The 18,516-nt window shown below is 47.7% G+C and carries 16 protein-coding genes; 8 read left to right on the top strand and 8 right to left on the bottom strand.

Going from position 1 to position 18,516, the window contains the following annotated elements; all coding sequences use genetic code 11:
• Nucleotides 1-89: 89 nt before the first annotated feature.
• The 4 genes from PHT49_02405 to PHT49_02420 all read right to left on the bottom strand — a co-directional run bounded on the left by PHT49_02405 (nucleotide 90) and on the right by PHT49_02420 (nucleotide 3,607).
• Nucleotides 90-764: a thymidylate synthase gene (locus tag PHT49_02405; GenBank protein MDD5450733.1), complete on the bottom strand. Its 675-nt coding sequence runs from the start codon at nucleotides 762-764 to the stop codon at nucleotides 90-92.
• Nucleotides 765-772: 8 nt separating this feature from the next.
• The gene (locus PHT49_02410) at nucleotides 773-1,165 is read right to left on the bottom strand and encodes a sulfite exporter TauE/SafE family protein (protein MDD5450734.1); all 393 of its coding nucleotides are present in this window, start codon (nucleotides 1,163-1,165) and stop codon (nucleotides 773-775) included.
• Between the two features lie 66 nt (nucleotides 1,166-1,231).
• The gene (locus PHT49_02415) at nucleotides 1,232-2,395 is read right to left on the bottom strand and encodes an HD domain-containing protein (GenBank protein MDD5450735.1); all 1,164 of its coding nucleotides are present in this window, start codon (nucleotides 2,393-2,395) and stop codon (nucleotides 1,232-1,234) included.
• 201 nt (nucleotides 2,396-2,596) lie between these two features.
• Nucleotides 2,597-3,607 carry a C40 family peptidase gene (locus tag PHT49_02420; protein MDD5450736.1) on the bottom strand — a complete coding sequence of 337 codons (1,011 nt, stop codon included), beginning with the start codon at nucleotides 3,605-3,607 and terminating at the stop codon, nucleotides 2,597-2,599.
• A 240-nt stretch (nucleotides 3,608-3,847) separates the two neighbouring features.
• Here PHT49_02420 and PHT49_02425 point away from each other — a divergent pair, with 240 nt between their 5' ends.
• The 3 genes from PHT49_02425 to kdsB all read left to right on the top strand — a co-directional run bounded on the left by PHT49_02425 (nucleotide 3,848) and on the right by kdsB (nucleotide 7,144).
• Entirely contained in the window at nucleotides 3,848-5,014 is a 1,167-nt protein-coding gene (locus tag PHT49_02425) for an iron-containing alcohol dehydrogenase (protein ID MDD5450737.1), read from the top strand.
• A 26-nt stretch (nucleotides 5,015-5,040) separates the two neighbouring features.
• Nucleotides 5,041-6,246, top strand: coding sequence for a DegT/DnrJ/EryC1/StrS family aminotransferase (locus PHT49_02430; GenBank protein ID MDD5450738.1), 1,206 nt, complete (start codon nucleotides 5,041-5,043; stop codon nucleotides 6,244-6,246).
• 154 nt (nucleotides 6,247-6,400) lie between these two features.
• Nucleotides 6,401-7,144: a 3-deoxy-manno-octulosonate cytidylyltransferase gene (gene kdsB / locus PHT49_02435; protein ID MDD5450739.1), complete on the top strand. Its 744-nt coding sequence runs from the start codon at nucleotides 6,401-6,403 to the stop codon at nucleotides 7,142-7,144.
• Between the two features lie 34 nt (nucleotides 7,145-7,178).
• Here the strand turns inward: kdsB and PHT49_02440 are convergent, their stop codons facing one another.
• Both PHT49_02440 and PHT49_02445 read right to left on the bottom strand, forming a co-directional pair.
• Entirely contained in the window at nucleotides 7,179-7,715 is a 537-nt protein-coding gene (locus PHT49_02440; GenBank protein MDD5450740.1) for a hypothetical protein, read from the bottom strand.
• Between the two features lie 141 nt (nucleotides 7,716-7,856).
• On the bottom strand, nucleotides 7,857-9,191 hold the full coding sequence (locus PHT49_02445) for a radical SAM protein (protein ID MDD5450741.1): 1,335 nt from the start codon (nucleotides 9,189-9,191) through the stop codon (nucleotides 7,857-7,859).
• Nucleotides 9,192-9,606: 415 nt separating this feature from the next.
• On the opposite strand from PHT49_02445, the gene PHT49_02450 reads away from it, so the two are divergent.
• From PHT49_02450 to PHT49_02460, 3 genes are all read left to right on the top strand, one after another.
• Complete coding sequence (locus PHT49_02450; GenBank protein MDD5450742.1) at nucleotides 9,607-12,372, top strand: response regulator; 2,766 nt, start codon at nucleotides 9,607-9,609, stop codon at nucleotides 12,370-12,372.
• Between the two features lie 534 nt (nucleotides 12,373-12,906).
• Nucleotides 12,907-13,911 (top strand): lysophospholipid acyltransferase family protein, encoded by a 1,005-nt coding sequence (locus PHT49_02455; protein MDD5450743.1) that lies wholly within the window; start codon nucleotides 12,907-12,909, stop codon nucleotides 13,909-13,911.
• Nucleotides 13,847-14,986 (top strand): enolase C-terminal domain-like protein, encoded by a 1,140-nt coding sequence (locus PHT49_02460; GenBank protein ID MDD5450744.1) that lies wholly within the window; start codon nucleotides 13,847-13,849, stop codon nucleotides 14,984-14,986. Before PHT49_02455 ends, PHT49_02460 begins: the two co-directional genes overlap by 65 nt.
• Here the strand turns inward: PHT49_02460 and PHT49_02465 are convergent.
• Entirely contained in the window at nucleotides 14,974-16,230 is a 1,257-nt protein-coding gene (locus tag PHT49_02465) for an outer membrane protein transport protein (GenBank protein ID MDD5450745.1), read from the bottom strand. The two genes, PHT49_02460 and PHT49_02465, sit on opposite strands and share 13 nt — an antisense overlap.
• Nucleotides 16,231-16,414: 184 nt before the next feature.
• Here PHT49_02465 and PHT49_02470 point away from each other — a divergent pair, with 184 nt between their 5' ends.
• A complete protein-coding gene (locus PHT49_02470; GenBank protein ID MDD5450746.1) occupies nucleotides 16,415-17,347 on the top strand; it encodes a M23 family metallopeptidase in 933 nt (310 codons plus the stop codon).
• A gap of 1 nt (nucleotide 17,348) precedes the next feature.
• On the top strand, nucleotides 17,349-17,768 hold the full coding sequence (locus tag PHT49_02475; GenBank protein ID MDD5450747.1) for a polymer-forming cytoskeletal protein: 420 nt from the start codon (nucleotides 17,349-17,351) through the stop codon (nucleotides 17,766-17,768).
• 22 nt (nucleotides 17,769-17,790) lie between these two features.
• Here the strand turns inward: PHT49_02475 and PHT49_02480 are convergent, their stop codons facing one another.
• The gene (locus tag PHT49_02480) at nucleotides 17,791-18,243 is read right to left on the bottom strand and encodes a universal stress protein (protein MDD5450748.1); all 453 of its coding nucleotides are present in this window, start codon (nucleotides 18,241-18,243) and stop codon (nucleotides 17,791-17,793) included.
• Between the last annotated feature and the right edge of the window lie 273 nt (nucleotides 18,244-18,516).

The following is an 18,516-nucleotide window of genomic DNA, read 5'->3' on the forward strand; positions in this document are numbered from 1 at the left end:
CCTGTTTGGATATTTAGACTTAGGATTTGAGTATTGTTTCGAATTTTCCGCCGTGGGCGGATCGACCTCTGTCGAACGCGCTTCGGATTTTATGATTTGGCCACTTTCATGGTGCGCAATTTGGCCAGTTCCCAGGCATAGTCATACAGATGGAGACCCTTACTGCTGGCGATGATCTCTCCGTCTCCCACGCCGATCTCCTGGGCCATATACTCCTTAAGCATCTGTATGGCCGCCAAATTAGCCGGAAAGCCGTTCCACAGGTCCCAGGAGCGGAAATAGACCATGAAATGGAGTTTGCCGTAGCGGATACGCGTATCAATACCGCGCAAACAGGGAGGGTCATTGAGGTATATGGTAGAGGGGTCGCCCACGGTCATATAGGCCTGATTGGTGCCGTGGCCGTCTTCTCTATACATGCGAATGACTTCCTGGATCTGCGGTTCCAGATATTGACCGTATGTATATTCTTCGTTCGGCCTGCGGGCCGAGGTCATGAGGTAAGGGAGATATTCCTCTACATAGCCCGGCGCTACAGGATTAGGGATGCCAAGGGACGGCGGGATGTCCGGAATAAGGGGCCGCACGCCGGGATATTTTATGCGCACGACCACAAAGTCAAACTCCAGCCGCTTTTGCCCTTCGTAACTGCCGCGTTCGATGGTATAGGTGTGTCCCTTTTCTATGATGTGATAGACACATTGGAACCAGGCATCGGGCAGGTCCCGGGCCTCAATATTTTCGATGTGCAGTCCTTGGTTCATTTTGGCGTTCATTTTTGAAAAAATATCTTTGCCGCCAGGAGTAGCAGGACGACGGCAAATATCTTCTTAAAGGTACCTGTAGAAACGTTTTGCAATAGTCTTGCTCCAACCTGGGCGCCTAAAATTCCACCCAGGCCAAGCAGGGCTCCTACTTTGAAATCCACGTGCTGAAACTTACTATGGGCAAACACCGCTGAGAGGGAAATAACCAGTATGGCCGCAAAAGAAGTCCCCACCGCCTCCTGGGCTGAAAAGCCGATGAAGATCAGGAGCGGAACCATGATAAAACCCCCGCCCAATCCGGTAAAACTGGCCGCTATACCCACTATTATCCCGGCCATTATAAATAAAAAGTTGCTGTAGGTGGGGTTGAACGTCATGACACCTGGTAATTTAGCCAAAGAGCGCCCATTAGTCAATTGTTTTCCCTTGATGCCGTAAGGTGAAGGGTTGCTTATCCGGTTCTGTCAAAATTTACGTGGCAAGGGGTGAGGCATGAAGGCTATTTGCCCCTGCTCCAGAAAATACTCATCTGTCATCCCGGCGATAAAATCGCGCACTACTTCGGCCGGCTCTGTTTCTTCCAGGTAGGATGGACTCATCCCATCTAGAAAGTCTTTGAAGATGCCTGATTCTTGATTGTTGTCCAGGAGATCCTTTAGATATTTTGCAAAGAGATCAGCGTAGAGGCGTTTGATCTTTGCTGCCTGGGTCTTTATCGCCGGATTTCGATATATCCTTTCGATATTGAAATCTTTCAGTTCCTTCAGGGTATTGGCCACTTCCGGACTGAAGGCAACAAAATTTTTCCCCATACTCGACAGTAGAATATCTTCTACCAAGTTATAGACTATCGAGCCGTTTGTATCACCCAATCTTTTTTTACAGCGCTCAGGAATATCTTCACGCCGGATAAGATTAAGGCGGATGGCATCTTCTACGTCCCGTCCTATGTAACTGATGGTGTCTGCTATGCGCACTACACATCCTTCCGTGGTCATGGGGATAAGTTCCGTCATGGGAGTTTTTTTCTTACTCTCCATCTCCTGTTCTAACGCAGAGAATGTTTTTTTCTTATGCGGGGCAAGACGGGCGCTGTGCACTTCACCATCATGGCATAATATGCCGTCCAGAACCTGTAAGGATAGGTTCAATCCACGGCCTTTACGTTCAATCTTTTCCAGGAATCGCACGCTCTGGATGTTGTGTTGGAACGCACCTATACCGTGCTTTACACATATTTCAGAGAGATAAGTCTCTCCATCATGGCCAAAAGGAGGATGCCCGATGTCATGGCCCAGGGCGATAGCCTCAATAAGGTCCTCGTTCAGTCCCAGGTACCGGCCAATAGTCCGGCCTATCTTTGACACCAATTGGACGTGAAGGACGCGGTGCGTAATGTGGTCATTTTTGATAAGGGAGAAGACCTGGGTCTTGTCAATATAGCGGGTATAAGCCTGGGAGTGCAGGATGCGATCGGCATCGACTGAAAATTCCTGTCTATGGCCATGGAGTAAGCGTTCTTCCGGTTGTCGGCGCACTGCTTCAGCGCTGAATGTAGCATAGGATGAGAGATGTTGTCGTTCTCGCGCATTTAATCTCTCTTTCAACAAAACAAGTTCGTTAGCCATAGTGACATTAATATAAACGATAGGTCAAATTGAGCAAATATTTTTAAATCCCCCTTTTCCGCACTCAGACGGACATCTTCGACCGAGGCGAAGGGAAAAAGGGGATTTAGGGGGATTTTCATGGTTCGCGGGTGGTGCCTCACAATAGGCATTTACTTATAATATCGGAGATGCGCCGTAGGTGTGACGGATATAGGTCTTTTAAATGTTACTGGACTGGAGCGGGGAGAAGATAAAAAATCGCTTCGCGGCTACGAAGGTCTTCTTATAGTAAGGCTTTTCCAAGGAAGAAATGGTCACACTCCTGTCTCTCCGGGCGGCATGGATCATCTTGCCTTCACCTATGTAAATTCCAGTATGCCCAATTTGCCCTGACGATGGAGACCGCCTAAAAAACAGGACATCGCCTATTCGGAGCTTTGACCAGTCAAATTTATTTGTCACCAGCATGCCTACTTTTATTTGTTCCCGGCTGGAGCGGGGTAAGTGCACGCCGAATTTAGCAAAGACCTTTTGTACAAATCCGGAGCAGTCAATGCCACTTAACCCCGACACACCACCCAGCCTGTAAGGAGCGCCTAACAGTTGTTTTGCCGTTGTCAGCAACAGGTTGGCAAAACGCTTGCAGTAGCCTTCTTCTCTGGGCTTATCTGTGTGCGAGAGGCCTGTTGGCTCGGGGCTGACCGCCTTTAAAGAAATGGGGTCACCCCGGGAAGATACGGGATTTGGGGAGGGTTTTAAACTGCCGCCAGAGCTCAGGGAGTCTGCTATAGAGTTCTTACCCTCCGTATCTTCCTGAGACTTGTTCTGAACATTACTACCATCAACACGCCCCGGCGTATCTTGGAGGGGTTTAAGGAGATAATCCCCATTTTCCAGGGGGATAACCTTCATAAGGGGCTTGCGATCGGGGACAAAATTTTCTTTTTGAACTACGCTGGATGCCTTAGCGCCCGAGACGTTGGAGGCGACATGTCTTTTTAGTCTTTTCCGTGCATGGCGAGATTTTGATTTCTTGCTAGAAGTCTTCTTATGAGCTACTATCTTTTTGGCTTTAGCCTTAACAATCAGTGGTCTCTTAGTTTTAGCAAGGCTGTCAGATGCAGGGAATACCAGGCAGAGACTAATAACGGAAAGAATCACTACAATAAAGCGGATAAATGAGGACTTATCTTTTCTCCTGGCTATGCTTTCCTGCCATGGAAAGCTCATTCGTACCTCCATGTTCGACCTTACATTTAGCTTCTATTTATACTTATCGAGCTTTAAAGAAATTACTTTAGGATAATTTAGGAAGTTTTTTTTTAATATCTGATTCTTACCGGATAGTCAAGGGAAATGTGAAAAGCTGTCAGCACTCAGCTAAATTGTTTGAAAAGTGGAGGTGACTCTGTTATACTGATTGCGCTTTGTTATTTATAACTTATTGAAATTACAATAAAAGGAGTAATAATGGCCTCTTTTTCCTTTAAGCTTGCGACATCTATAAGATTTGGGGTCGGAGTGATTGACGAACTGCCGGATGCTGTCAAAAAACTAAAGGGGACTAAGCCTCTTTTAGTTGCCGATCCGTCCCTGCGCAAGGCCGGTCTGTTAAACAAGCTGGAAGAACCGCTCAAGAAGACAGGCATTTCGTATGCACTGTTTGAAGAGGTTGATCCTGAACCGGGTCTGAAACTGGCTGACCGCGCTACGGAGATAGCCCGCAAAAACGGGTGCGATTGTGTTATCGGGGCCGGCGGCGGCTCGGCTATGGACATTGCCAAGGCAGCGGCTGTTCTTCTGACAAACAAGGGGAAAGCGGTCGATTATGTCGGGCTTAACAAGGTGGAAAAACCAGGTGTCCCCAAGATCATGGCGCCCACTACGGCCGGGACTGGCAGCGAGGTCACGTTTACGGCGGTCTTCATCAATGAAAAGACCAGGTCTAAGGGAGGGATAAACTCTGATTTCCTTTATTCGGAACTGGCTATTCTCGACCCGGCGTTGACTGCCTCTGTGCCTCCTTTAGTGACCGCCTATACAGGCATTGATGCCTTTACCCACGCCCTCGAGGCCTTTGTCTCGCGAGCCGCTCAACCTTTCTCCAACCTCTGGGCCCTGGAAGGAATAAGGCTTATCAGTGGAAGTCTGCGGCGGACCTACTGCCAGGGTGATGACCTGGAGGCCAGAAGCGATATGCTCCTCGGCAGTCTCTATGGCGGACTGGCCCTGGCCACGGCCGGGGTAGGGTTGGTCCATGCCATGGCCTATCCTCTGGGGGGGCTATACCGGATACCGCACGGCCTGGCCAACGCGGTGCTGTTACCTTATGTAATGGTCTATAATCTGGTCGGAGACCTCCCAAAGTTCGCTACCATTAACGACGCCATGGGAGAAGATGTATCACACGGCTCACTGCGCGAGACGGCCGAGATGGCCTGCGAGGCGGTGCGCCTCCTGTGCGCGGATGTGGGCATTCCTGAGTCTCTTAAAGACCTTAACATCCCTGAAAAAGATATACCGAAGATGGCCGAGATCGCCATGACCGTGGCCAGGCCTATTGCCAATAATCCGCGCACCGTGACCGTGGACGAAGTGATCGCACTTTATGAGATGGCCTATGAAGGGCTCGATTAAAGGCCATAAGGAAAGGAGACTGACCAATGCCTGGATATGAAGTCTTTGGCAAAGAAGAACGGAGACAGATAATGGACGTCCTGAAAACAGGCGTCCTCTTTCGATATGAGTTTCCTAATGAACGCAAAGGCATCTATAAAGTCAAAGAATTTGAAGAGGCCTTTGCCCGCTACTGTGGCGTAGCCCATGCCCAAGCCGTCTCCTCCGGGACAGCGGCCCTGAAGGTGGCCCTGGCCGCCATAGGTATCGGCGCCGGCGACGAGGTCATAACCCAGGGATTTACCTTTGTGGCCACCTGGGAGGCCATCTTTGCCATCGGCGCTATACCGGTGTTCGCAGAGATAGATGAAACCCTGAATATGGACCCGGCAGATGTGGAGAAAAAAATAACCCCGCGCACCAGGGCCATTATCCCTGTGCACATGTTAGGGGCGCAGGCCAGGATTGAAGAGATCGTGGCTATCGCCCGCCGCCATAACCTGAAGGTGATAGAAGATACCGCCCAAGCCGCCGGGGGCCGGATAAACGGCAAACATGTAGGCGCTTTCGGCGAGATGGGCACGTTTTCCTTTGATCCGGTTAAGACCATCACTACCGGCGAAGGCGGTATGGTCATTACCAATGACGCCGGCCTCTACCGAAAGGCCTGCGAATACCACGATCACGGCCATGATCATGTGCCCAATCCCGGCGGGAGGGGCGGGGAAGGGCGGAGTTTTATCGGTTTGAACTACCGTATGATGGAACTCCAGGGAGCCATCGGCCTGGCCCAATTGGCAAAGCTTGACAGCATCATTGCCCGGCAGAGGAAAAACAAGGCCCGTATAAAGAAGGCCCTTAAGAAAATTAAAGGGATAACCTTTCGCAGGCTCGTCGATGAGACCGGGGATACGGCTACTTTTCTGGCCTTTTTCCTGCCGGATGCAGAAAAGGCACGGGCCTTTAATGCCGTTCTCAAAGAAAATGGCGCCGGGGCCATCTATTTTGCCGAAAATACGTGGCATTACTACCCGAAATGGGAACATCTCCTGGCTGGTTCCACGCTGGCGGCGAGTGGCTGGCCGTTCCAGCATAAAGAAGCCGGCCGTGACCTTAAATACCGGCCCGACGCCCTGCCCCAGTCGGCAAGGATCGTGGAACGGTGTCTGGTCTATCCCATCCCGGTAAAGATGCCGAAAGAGCGCCTGGCCCAGATTCTAGGCGCCATTGAAAAGGCCGCTAAAGTCCAATGAAACGCGCATCCGCCAGCGGCGGACAAAAGACAATGAAAATAATCCCCCCTCCCCCCCCTTTAGTAAAGGGGGGGACATCCATTAAGTCCCCCTTTTCCGCACTCAGGCGGATTCGCCGGGGCGAAGGAAAAGGGGGATACAGGGGGATTTTCGGGTGAAGATCGTGGCCATAATCCCGGCCCGCTACCCATCGACGCGCTTTCCTGGAAAGCCTCTGGCAGACATCCTTGGAAAGACCATGATCCAGCATGTCTATGAGCGGGCCAAACAGGTGCAGGAAGTGGCCAGGGTGGTCGCGGCTACGGATGATGAACGCATCTATGATGCTGTGCTCGGGTTTGGCGGCGAGGCGGTCATGACTGCTGCCAGCCACCCCTCCGGCACAGACCGGATCGCTGAAGCCGCGGATAAGCTATCCCTGGCCGATGAGGACATCGTCGTCAATATCCAGGGCGATCAGCCTTTGTTCCCGCCTGAAATTATCAAAGACCTCACCGCGCCTCTCCTGGGCGATAAGGCCATCCCCATGTCCACTCTTATCTATAAGATCGTGCGGCCGGAGGAGCTTACCGACCCCAATCACGTAAAGACCGTATTTGACCGGGATGGTTATGCCCTTTATTTTTCCAGGGCCACCATCCCTTTTTTTCGCGGAGAAGGCGCACCACCTGACTACTACAAACACCTCGGTTTCTATGCCTACCGCAAGAGTTTCCTCACGCGCTTTGTCGTCCTGCCCGTGGGGGTCTGGGAGGCGTCGGAGAGGCTGGAACAACTCCGCGCCCTCGAACACGGCTACCGTATTAAAGTAGTTCTGACCCCGCACGATTCCATCGAGGTGGATACCCCCGTGGATTTAGAGCGGGTCAGAGAGGTGATGTTGGCAGAGAGCCGATAAAAAACAAGACGAAAGCTGAATGTTGCTCAATTAGTCATTTCTGCCCTGATGGTTTCATAACGTACTCCCAGGCATTAACTCCTGACGGTAAAATGGCATCCAGGGCCGCCGAGAGGGCAGAAACCTTTTCTTCAAGTTCTTGAGTTTTTTCGTCCGCCGCATCGGGAAATCCCTTGAATATCGCCACGGATAACCTTTCAATCTCTCTCAATTGCTGTCCCATCCCGGCACCGATTAAGTTTAGATGATCAACCAATACCTGACACACAAAGGTATTGCATACTGGAGACCTGTATTTGTTTAAGGCACAACCGGTGGAGGTCAGGTATCCGCATCCTTTCCCACTGGTCAGGGGATATTTTGTGGCCCTCAGGATAGAGATATCTGATGCAATGCCGTTGACTCTGATCTCGGTGATGCGCGGGGTCTGGTCTATGCAGCAGTCACGTTCCTCCTCATCTTTCACACAATAGCCTACACAAATAGGCACAGTATAACGGTCAAAGAATCCCCTGAGAATCCGCTCGGTTTTCAGATATTGCTCTATAAGCAATCCCTTGTCGATAGACATGGAAGATTTATGTCTTTGCTTTATTTCTTACATTTTCCAAATAGGTCAGTAGTATAAATAGCATATCATCGATATTAATAGGAACTTTTGGCTTGGCTGGAAGAGGTATATTATAGATGGATTAGGACCGGGGGGAAATAACTATCCGCCGAAAGTGTGATAGCCGTTCATAACACGTTGCCGATAGTAGAGGTTTTGTTTAATACAGGCGACATATTGAGATAGCGGCAACGGTTTACTGATTATCACCCGTTTTAAAATGGATTTCAAGGAGTATATGTCTTTGAATTTTGACCAATAAAATTCTTCGAGCTCTGTAGGACTAAAATTTTTCGGGGAAAACAAGACTCTTGTCCCATTGTAATGGGACCAATCATTGTCGAAAATTCTACCCTCTTCTTCAAATCTGTTTCTTAAAGCTGTCCCAACAACGGGTGTCAAGATGAAGATATGAACCACGCTTACCCTATTGTCCTCTAAGAAATCGACTGTTTCTTGCAAGGATTCAGGGGTGTCTTCATCGAAACCAAAAATGATACTGGCTTGAATCCAAATACCGGCTTTTTTGAATAATTTTATGATATCCTGATATTGCTCTACCTTATTAAAGCCCTTGCCAATGCCTTTAAGATTTCGTTGTGAAATGGATTCGAATCCGACGAACATTCTCTGGCAACCACTTTCAGCCATCAGATCAATTAACCCCTTGTCTTTTAAAATGGTAGTGCTACATTGTCCACTCCAATTAATTTTTAAGGGCTTTATTGTCTTGAATAATTGACGGGCGTAGACCGGATTCCCAATGATATTGTCATCAGAAAAGAAAAAATTAAGAGCTCCTTGGCTCCGATAACAGGCAATTTCCTTATAGACATGTTCTACTGGTTTTGTCCTGAACCCCTTTCCCCAAAACCGTGTGACTGTACAAAAATCACAGTTAAATGGGCAACCCCTGGTTGTCTGGATGGGCAATCTTGGCATAGTAGAACCGTGAGTAATTCGATAGCTGTCTAATTTAACATACTTGTATTCCGGGATAATCAGCCTTTTAAGATCCGGTTTTTTATCAGATTGATAAATCGGTTTTAGCTGGTCTCCTTTAGCGTCATCAATTACATTTTCCCATATATCTTCCGCCTCACCTATCACAATAGAATCCGCATACTGTCTGGCCTCATCAGGGAGAGTAGTGACATGAATCCCTCCCATGACAACCTTTTTGCCCCGTTTTCTAAATTCACCAGCAATTTGATAGGCCCTGGGAATTTGGGATGTCATGCCGGTAATTCCTACTAGGTCTACTTCCTGGTCAAAATCGATTTCCTGCACATAATCATCCACAATGGATACATTTACGTCTTTTGGCGTCAGGGCGGCAATGGTAGCCAAGGCGTTACTGGGCATAAGTGAGATCTTATATTTTCTTACTTGTCTATATTGGTCAAAATGAGAAGGCTGAATGAGTAATAACTTCATAATAATCCTAAAAAATATAAAGGCTGATCAAATGCTTTTTTCAAAAACCGCCATAGAAAGTTTGCCCTTTACTAAATCCCTTTTAGTCTAAAAAGTTAATACAGTCTTTCTGTGGCTTGTCAAGCTAATTTTGCCGCTCTAGAATTAGCTTTCAATGGATTTGGGTTGCGGAAACGTTTACTTCGGCAGCTTATTGTGGTATTTTTACATAAGATACAGAAGATACAAAACCTGTCGCTTTTAGGTGATGGATTAAAACTGCTAATGACATTGCAGGTGAAAATTCTATGGGTTGCTAAAATATCGGCAAGAGCATGCCGAAACGGTTTATTAAAAGGATGAGTATAAGGCAAGGGGATCTATACGCAAAGCATATTCTGTATGTGTACATGTAAATATACATAAGTAGTTAGGCATGGAAAAACATCATAGCTGTATCAACACGTTGTCTGTCATTGAATATTTTCAAGAGCATGCTCCCGGGCTTGTCGACGAATTGCTTCAACAGTTAGGCCCGGAGGTGGATGACCTTCCAGATGTCAAGGGCTTCCTCATGGATCCGAACAACTGGGTGTCCGGCTATGTGTTGATTAACATGTATAGAAATGCCAAACGGCTCCTGGGCGATGATGTTATCTTCAAGATTGGCTATGATTCGGTGATAAAAAAACGTTTGGGCTACATACAAAGAATCCTCCTATGTGCCCTTCGAGGTCCAGAACAGGCTATCAAGAGGATTCAGACCCTAAACGATAAATTTAACCGGAATAAAGCCATCCATACGGTTGACCTTAATAACAAAGGCGCGATTCTGCAACTGCACTGGTTCCGTAACGTTCCCCTTTCCGAAGACTTCTGTTCCGTAAATAAGGGCATATATACTGCTGTCCCCGTATTCTGGGGTCTGCCGCCCGCTCATCTTGAAGAGACCAGGTGCTTTTTTAAGGGCAACGAGTGTTGCGAATACCATTTAACGTGGAAAAGGGAATCCCCTCTTAAAGAATACTTTTTAAAGGTTTTCCTTCCATGGAAGGTTATTGAAAACAGTGTTAAGGTCGTTGAAAATAGTATTAGAGAGGTAGAAAGAGACAAGGAACTAATAAAAAAGAAGTATGACGAGGTACACAGGCTAAACATCCAGCTTAAGAATAAGATCGACCAGCTCTTAAGCCTTCAGGAAGTGAGCACAGCGATCCTTTCCACCCTGGAGACAGAACGTCTATTTGATTTGATCTTAAGACTACTGGTCAAGGTGGCCCGACTGGACAGGGCGGCCATCTTTATTGTGGACGAAGAGAAACAGGCCCTTTCTCTGGTACACGCTGTCGGCGTCTCGCCGGAAGATTTTTCAGAGATCAAGGATTACACGGTATCTTTATCCAAAATAGATAACATCATTGCCCGAACTGCGGCCCGGAATGAGCCTGTTTTTGTGGAAGATGTGGCAGGATCGGCATTGAACAAGGATAACCCACTCATCAGAAAATTCAGACCCAAAGCGTTCATTTTGGTTCCTCTGGCCGCTCAGGGTAAAATACTTGGTGTGCTGGTAGGTGATCAAGTCCAGGATAGCCTGAATGTGGCCTTTCCTGATAAGGAATTCTTAACCAGTTTTGCCAACCAGATCGCCATGGCCCTGAACAATAGCAATCTCTACAGAAAACTTGCCGAATCCGAAAGAAGATATCGACAGTTGATAGAGAATGCCCATGATGGCATCTGGGTCCTGGACGATAAAGACAACTTGATTTTGGCCAATCGGCGAATGTCAGAAATCTTTACTAATGGACATCTCATAGGCCAAAATATTCACCGCTACGTGGATGGGGAGAATGAGAGGATTCTCAAGAGGCTGCTTGACCAAAACAGGGCTGGTTTAGTGGCCCAGGGAATGATGGAGTTAAAGGGTAAAGACGGCGGGCAGATCTCAGCCATAATCAGCAGTGTGCCTTTAATGGAAGAAGGACTGTGCAAAGGCAGTTTTGCCATAGTAACTGATATTAGCCACATAAAGAGATTGGAACGGCAATTGTACCAGGCCCAAAAAATGGAATCCGTAGGGACTATGGCCGGTGGGATCGCCCATGACTTTAATAATATTTTGACCAGCATCCTGGGGTATACGGCCCTTCTCAAACAGCAAGTTCAAGATATGGATGCCCAAAAACATCTCGACGTTATAGAAAAGTCGAGCTTAAGGGCCGCAGATCTGGTCAAAAAAATGCTCACTTTCAGCCGGGGAGGCCAGATTCAAAACCTGGCGCCGGTTGATGTCAATGAAATCATCCTGGAAACAGTACGGTTGTTAGAAAACGTTATTGATAAAAGGGTGGAGATTCAACTGGGGCTGGATGCTAGCCCGGCTACCATTCTGGGGGATGCCACCCAACTACAGCAGGCCATGCTCAACATCTGTCTCAACGCCCGTGACGTAATGCCGGATGGCGGAGTACTAGGCATTAAAACGGAAATTTGTACGATAAGTAATGGTTACGACACACACTATCTCTCGGTCGCACGCGGCAAATACGTAAAAATCAGTATATCTGACACCGGGCCGGGCATTCATGAAAAAGACCTGGGTAAAATTTTCGATCCGTTTTTTACGACTAAACCACTGGGAAAGGGCACAGGGTTAGGCTTGGCCGTAGTCCACGGAATCGTAACTGGTCTAAAAGGCCGTATATATGTGGATAGTAAGATTGGGAAAGGAAGCATCTTTGAATTGTTTTTCCCGGAGGCAGACATCGAAGCTGTTGAACAAGCGACAACAGAACATACGGTAAAGGTTGAAGGCAGAGAAACGATATTGCTGGTAGATGATGAACAATACAACAGGGAACTGGGAGAAAAGGTGCTCACATTTCACGGCTATAATGTGCTATTGGCCAAAGATGGCCTCGAGGCTGTTGACATATATAAATCTGCGAAGGACGCGATTGCCCTGGTTATTTTAGATTTCATGATGCCAAACCTATCGGGCCTGGATACCTACAAACGGCTTAAGGAGATTGACCCGGCTGTGAAGGTGATCATTTGCACCGGTTACGGCCTTGACCATGAGGCCATGCAAGAGCTGCAAGGTGGGATATGTGGCTTTATTCAAAAGCCGTATAATCTTGAAAAACTGGCCCAGGCAGTCCGCAAAGGTATTGACTCAGGGTTTGTCTTGCCTAACTAGTTTTCATCCGGAAACTGCCGTTTCCGAATAAATGCTTTCAGCGATCAGCAAAAAGTCAAGACAACCAATATGTTAAGCTGAACGCTGATAGCTGACTGCTGACCGCACCATCCAGAAAACTAGGGTTTTCGGATGGAAACTAACTAGCTTATATCTCCTCTGACTTACTGTTTTCCCGCCATAATATCACCACGCGACTCCGAATTTGACATAGTCTTTCTTATCGCAAAAAAAATCTTTTTTTTCGTTTTGTTATGTGATAGGCATATTCAGCGTTTGAGTGTTTCTTACAGCTAAGCGATTAACTTCTTTTCTCGTGCGGTCTCACTCAAAGCCTCTCTCCACTTAGTGAAGGTCAATCAGATATACCTTTAGTGCGGTCGAGGCCGATGACCAACTCTGCTGCTAATAATCGTCTCCCGTCAAAAAACACACTATCATATCTTTTGTCATCAATATTGTTGATACCTACGTCCAATCCAGTCTTTTTGGATAATGGCCTATATAAAAAATATTACGAAGGAGGTAATTATTATGAAAGGAACAGGCAAACACATATTCGGCAAGGTCGGACTGAGCCGGTTCTTGCAATCGCGGATTAATACGTACATAGTCCGCTTTCTTCCCCTGGCCATCTCCCGGGCCTATTTGTGCTTTTTGGGGGGCATATATTACGCACTCAACAAGGGGGAACGAAAAGTCATCGAAAATACCATAGCGGCTATATTGGGAGGAAGATGTCACCCCAAAGAAATAAAAAGGATTACCGAATTGGCGATCAAGGGGATTTTCACCCACTACCATGAAAAATTGTTGATGGCTTATGCCAACTATAAGTGGCTGCGTTCCTTCGTCTTCCAAAACACCCGCCTGAGAAACCAGGAATTGCTCGATGCGGCCCTTAAAAAAGGCCGGGGCGTTATCCTGGTGACCGGTCATTTTGGAGCGGTAGAACTCATGCCCCTGACACTGGCCCTGCGCAATTATCCTTCGACTATGACCGTTCGTTTTAAGACCAGAAGGCTAAAAAAGGCCTTGCTGGAACGGGCCGTACCTTACGGCGTTCGTCTTTTGGATGCCAACGCAGAAAATATAATGTTTGCTGCATTCAGCACACTCAAGGAGAATAGAATACTTATTACCGAATGTGATGAGTTCGAGTCGTGGAGACCGCACAAAGATAAAAGTACAGAGTTTCTGGGAGTTACCTCTCCAGTGGATAGATCCCTGGATGCACTACAGAGGAAATATCAGTCCCCAGTCATCTTTACACTCTTAAAGCGCGGCTGGAATGGTAGCTATGTTCTGGAATTTCAAGATGTTACTGAAGACGAGGAGACGAAACAAGGCCTTTCTATAGCCGAAAGGGCCCTGTCCATCCTGGAGAATTATATTTACACCTATCCCGAGCAGTGGTATCAATGGAAACAGGTTGGCCTATTCTTGAGAATGCAGGGAGTCATGGAGCAGAGCAATGAGGTTGGAAGCGCTGGACATCTTTCATCTCCGCATCCCGTTTTTGCTTCTAGTCAAACATAGCCTGGCAGCCAGACAGTGTTCGGAATCTCTCGTGGTGCGGGTAGAGACGGAATCGGGCATCTCTGGTTATGGGGAAGGGGCTCCCAGAGGCTATGTAACCGGAGAAAGCATAAGCGAAAATATCGCATTTTTTGAAAAAAATCTTATACCCATGCTTGCCGGGCACATTTTCCCGGATCCGCTAAGCATGCGCGGGTTTCTTGATGCATTGTCCGCGCAGGGTGACGCATGCAAAAACCCCTCAGCGGTTTGTGCCCTGGAAACTGCCTTGCTGGATGCGGCCGGGAAGGCATGGCGGCAGTCTGTATCGGAACTACTCGGCATTGAATGCAAAAAAGGGGACCTTACTTATAGCGCCGTGGTTTCCATGTTATCTTTAGATACATTTCAAACCTATCTGCACATGGTCAAACAGAGGGAAATGAGATTCCTTAAATTAAAGGTGGGTAACGAGTCCGACCTGGCCCGTCTGGCATTGGTCCGAGATATCCTGGGAAGCGAGGTTGATCTCAGGGTAGATGCGAATGGTTACTGGACGGCTGATGAGGCCATCCGGAAGATCGAGGAGATGAAACGATACGGGGTTTCGGCTGTAGAGCAGCCGGTAGTCAAGGAAGACTTTAAAGGTCTTAAGAAGGTTTTCGAAAACGCCGGCGTTCCCATTATCGCCGACGAATCGCTCTGTAGTGTCGCCGATGCCGAACGTCTGGCGGAGATGAAGGCCTGTGAAATTTTTGATATTCGTCTCTCAAAATGCGGCGGGTTCCGGAATGCTGTTAAGATATTGGAGATAGGCCGCAAGACGGGTATAAAAGCCATGCTCGGAAGTCATGTCGGCGAAACGGGTATCCTCTCGGCAGCAGGCCGGCGCTTTGCCCAGTGTTTTGATGAACTTGTCTATATCGAGGGTTCCTTCTCTTCCCTGCTCCTGAAAGAAGATATCATCCGGGAAGATCTGGTCTTCGGCAAGTGGGGCAGGGCGCCTTCGCTTAAGGGGCCGGGTTTGGGTATTACGGTGCGGGAAGACGTATTGAAAAAATATGCCGTGCAACAGATAACTTTTCAAAAGCTGTAGGAGATACTGACCGCCAGAGAATGTGAGGTCTGCTGGTATTCCCCGTTAGTGCGGTTGTCACCGGGTACAACGTCTGCGCCAATGGTATTGTGCTTGTCCCGTTTTTTGCCCAGGATGTAGTTGTAGGCCATACCAATAGTAAAATCATTGAGCCGATAATCCCCGCCCAGACAAAATATATGCCGGTCGGCATCCGGGATGGATGGATCCATGGTCTCATCCGGAACCGGGGATTCATCGAAAATATAACCGGCCCGGATGGTGGTGGACTTATCCCATCGATAATTAACCCCGAAACGATAGGCGAACACATCGTTCCAGTTCCTTGGTTGAATCGATACCGATGTCTGGGCAGCGCCTACCGGTCTATCCAGGTCAACCCTTAATTCCTCAAAGGTGGACCAGCCCATCCAGGTAAGGTCGCATTCAAAGACCCAGGGGAACAGCCCCTTGTAGGCCATGCCGGCGAACAGAGAAGGCGGGAAGACTAGCTGACTGTGTGCCCCGCCGCTTGGGAAGAGGTGAGCTACAGCCGCGGGCACGCTGAATTCTGCCGCGCCATCAATTTTGACCTTGACCTTGCTCCGGTAGGAAAGGCCAATATTTGTGGCGGGAGTCAATTGGTAAATGAGACCCAGGTTGTACCCATAGCCGTAATCCGCTCCCTTGAATAACCGGTCACCGTCGGGAAGTGCAAGCGCGCTCAGGTTCAGCTTTCTTCTGAGATCGGCCTCTGTGCGCATGACATTGGCGCCACCGGCAACGGATAATTCAGGAGATACTCTCCAGGAGAGAACCGGGTTAATATTTAAAGTCTGTAAATCAGAACTTGTGGCCAGATAGCGGCCGGTCCAACCGCCGTCCCACTTCGTCCCCAGTCCAAAGGGGGAAAAGGCGCCTAGACCTAAGGCCAGATTTGGCATCAACTCGTGTGTCAAATAGAATTGAGGAGGAGAATATAATTGCGATTCGGTCCTGGTTTTTGCGCCCAGACTATCTTTATACTCGGCTCGCGGGGCAATGGCTGTAGCTCCCAGATAGACTTGGGTGCCCTTAAGCTGATTTATCCCGGCCGGATTGAAAAAGATAGCCGAAGGATCGTCCGCCTGGGCGACAAAGGCATTTCCCTGCGCCATAGGCGCGGTGCCCTGTTGGAGAATGGCAAATCCGGCGGCAAAGGCGGCGAGAGGAAAGAGAAGACAAAGCACGCCTGTTGCAGTCGCGATAATTATAATTTTATTCATCAGCTTCCCATACTATCTTGTATCTCCCCGGAAATTCAAGGCCAAAATGCAAGGAGAAGATTATACATCCAATCTACCCACCTATCGCTCAGAAATATCATTCTTAAATTCAAGTCTTAGCTCAGTCATATCGATAACACATAATAAGCACAGTGGTATATAAAATCGGCAATAGTAATCGGCTATGAAGATAACGAAGTGGCATAGAAAGCTTTGCCATAAGATAACGTTAATTTTTTTGCCGCATAGCAGTTTGCGGCCATTCCAGTTTCACTTATATCTTCCCTCGTTACTTTCTATTGTTTCGATCGTGCTCGTTGTTCTGGGATGGTCATTATATGTGAATTCCAGCTATCTCTGCTACAGGTACCTGAGCTACTGTAATGAACAATTAAAGACCAAGGCTGTATATATTAAGGATGAAGTCAAGCGCATTAATTCCCTTGTGCAGAAGGTCGGCAAGCTCGAACGATCTCTGATAAGCGTGCTTGAAATGGGTGATCGGCATGATATTATCACCAGAACCGAGAAGGGGCGGGGTGGTCTGAATTCAGATGATAACATCGGTCTTTCAAGGGTGCTCCGTAGCGACATCGAAGAGCTAAAAGAAGAAGATATCTATTTAAGCTTTATAGAGTTAAGGGATAAAGTAAAAGCCCAGATAGATAGGTATGAAAAGATTTCGGATTATATTAAAAAGCAGAAAGATATATACGAAGCCACACCCAATGGCCATCCTGCTGATGGATGCATAACTTCTCCTTTTGGTTATCGCAATGATCCGATCTCTGGCGAGCACGAATTTCATACCGGGATAGATATTGCCAATCAGGCGGGAACACCTGTCCATGCCACTGCTACCGGAGTAGTGGCTTTAGAAGGACATCACGCCAAGTTGGGTAATTTTATTGTGCTGGAACACGGGTACGCCTTTACAACTGTTTATGGGCATAACAAGAAGAACCTGGTTAAATGCGGAGATTATATTCGACGTGGGCAGATTATTGCCTATATGGGGCAAACAGGCTCAACTACCGGGCCACATGTCCACTATGAGGTGTGGAAAAAGAAGAGACCGGTTAACCCGGCTACTTTTTTAGCCAAGAAAGGAGGCTAATATGTTTTTAAAGGAGTGGACTAAAAGTAAGGATCGGAGCGGTTCTTATTTGGGAGATAATATTGGAGGTACAGGGGAGATTAATACCAATGGCTTAATCCGTATCGATGGCCACTGGGAGGGAAATATTAATGCAGATTCTATCGTTATTGGAGAGACATCTCTAGTAAAAGGGAATTTAAAGGCCCAACATATTGTTATTAATGGCACTGTTCAGGGTAAACTCGAAGCCGCGGAACTTATTGAAATCCATGATAAGGGCAATGTGCAGGGGGATATAAAAACAGCGCGCCTGGTAGTTGTAGAGAAGGGTGTTTTGCAGGGTAAATGCCATATATTGCGGGACATGGATGAAAAGGTATTAGAAATTGCTCCCAGAGAAGTATCAAAGGGAAAGAAGGTTTCTGAAATATCAGAATGAAAGACATTTCTGAGCGAAGAAACTAAATCTGCGGAACGCAGAGGACCGGACATGGCAACAGACGCACCACCTTTTCGGCAGTACTGCCAAAAAATATCTCGTCTATCTGTCCTCCCTTGCCATGCTGGCCATATCCTCCCATAACGATCAAGTCAACCTTGTCTTTCCTGGCTTTAAGGGCGATCTCGTGGAATGGAACGCCTGCGGCCACTTCCGCGGTACAGGACGCCTTGGTGTTATCCCACTTTTTGATAAAATCCTTGAGCGCTGTTTTGGCACGACGCATCATCTTTTCCTGTATTTCTTTTAAAGGCGCGCCCGTAAATTCAGCAATGCGTTCGATATGCCGGGCGTCAATCACATTAAGTAAAATTACTTTGGCTGGAAAAAGCGCAGCCAGGTCCAGGGCATACCTGAATGCCGAGGCCGAACATTCGGAAAAGTCTATAGCTACCATAATATTCGAGACCTTCATATTTCCTCCATCCGAGAAATATCTCATTTATAAGCAACGTCACTGGTCATTAGTTAACCGTGGAAGGTTGATCACTTTTACCAGTGACAAATGACTACTGACTAATGACATCCACTATAGTAGCTACTTATATCTTTCTCCGGGTATTTGTCAACAGTTCTCGCCAATAGGACTTTCTAGAAATGGAAGCCATCATTCCTTCGCTTCACGGCTTGCGCAGTGACCCTTTCGGGACTCGCAGGCGGGGAAGGCTTACCCCTTCCAGCCACTAAA

Source organism: Desulfovibrionales bacterium (assembly GCA_028715605.1).
Lineage (GTDB): Bacteria > Desulfobacterota > QYQD01 > QYQD01 > QYQD01 > QYQD01.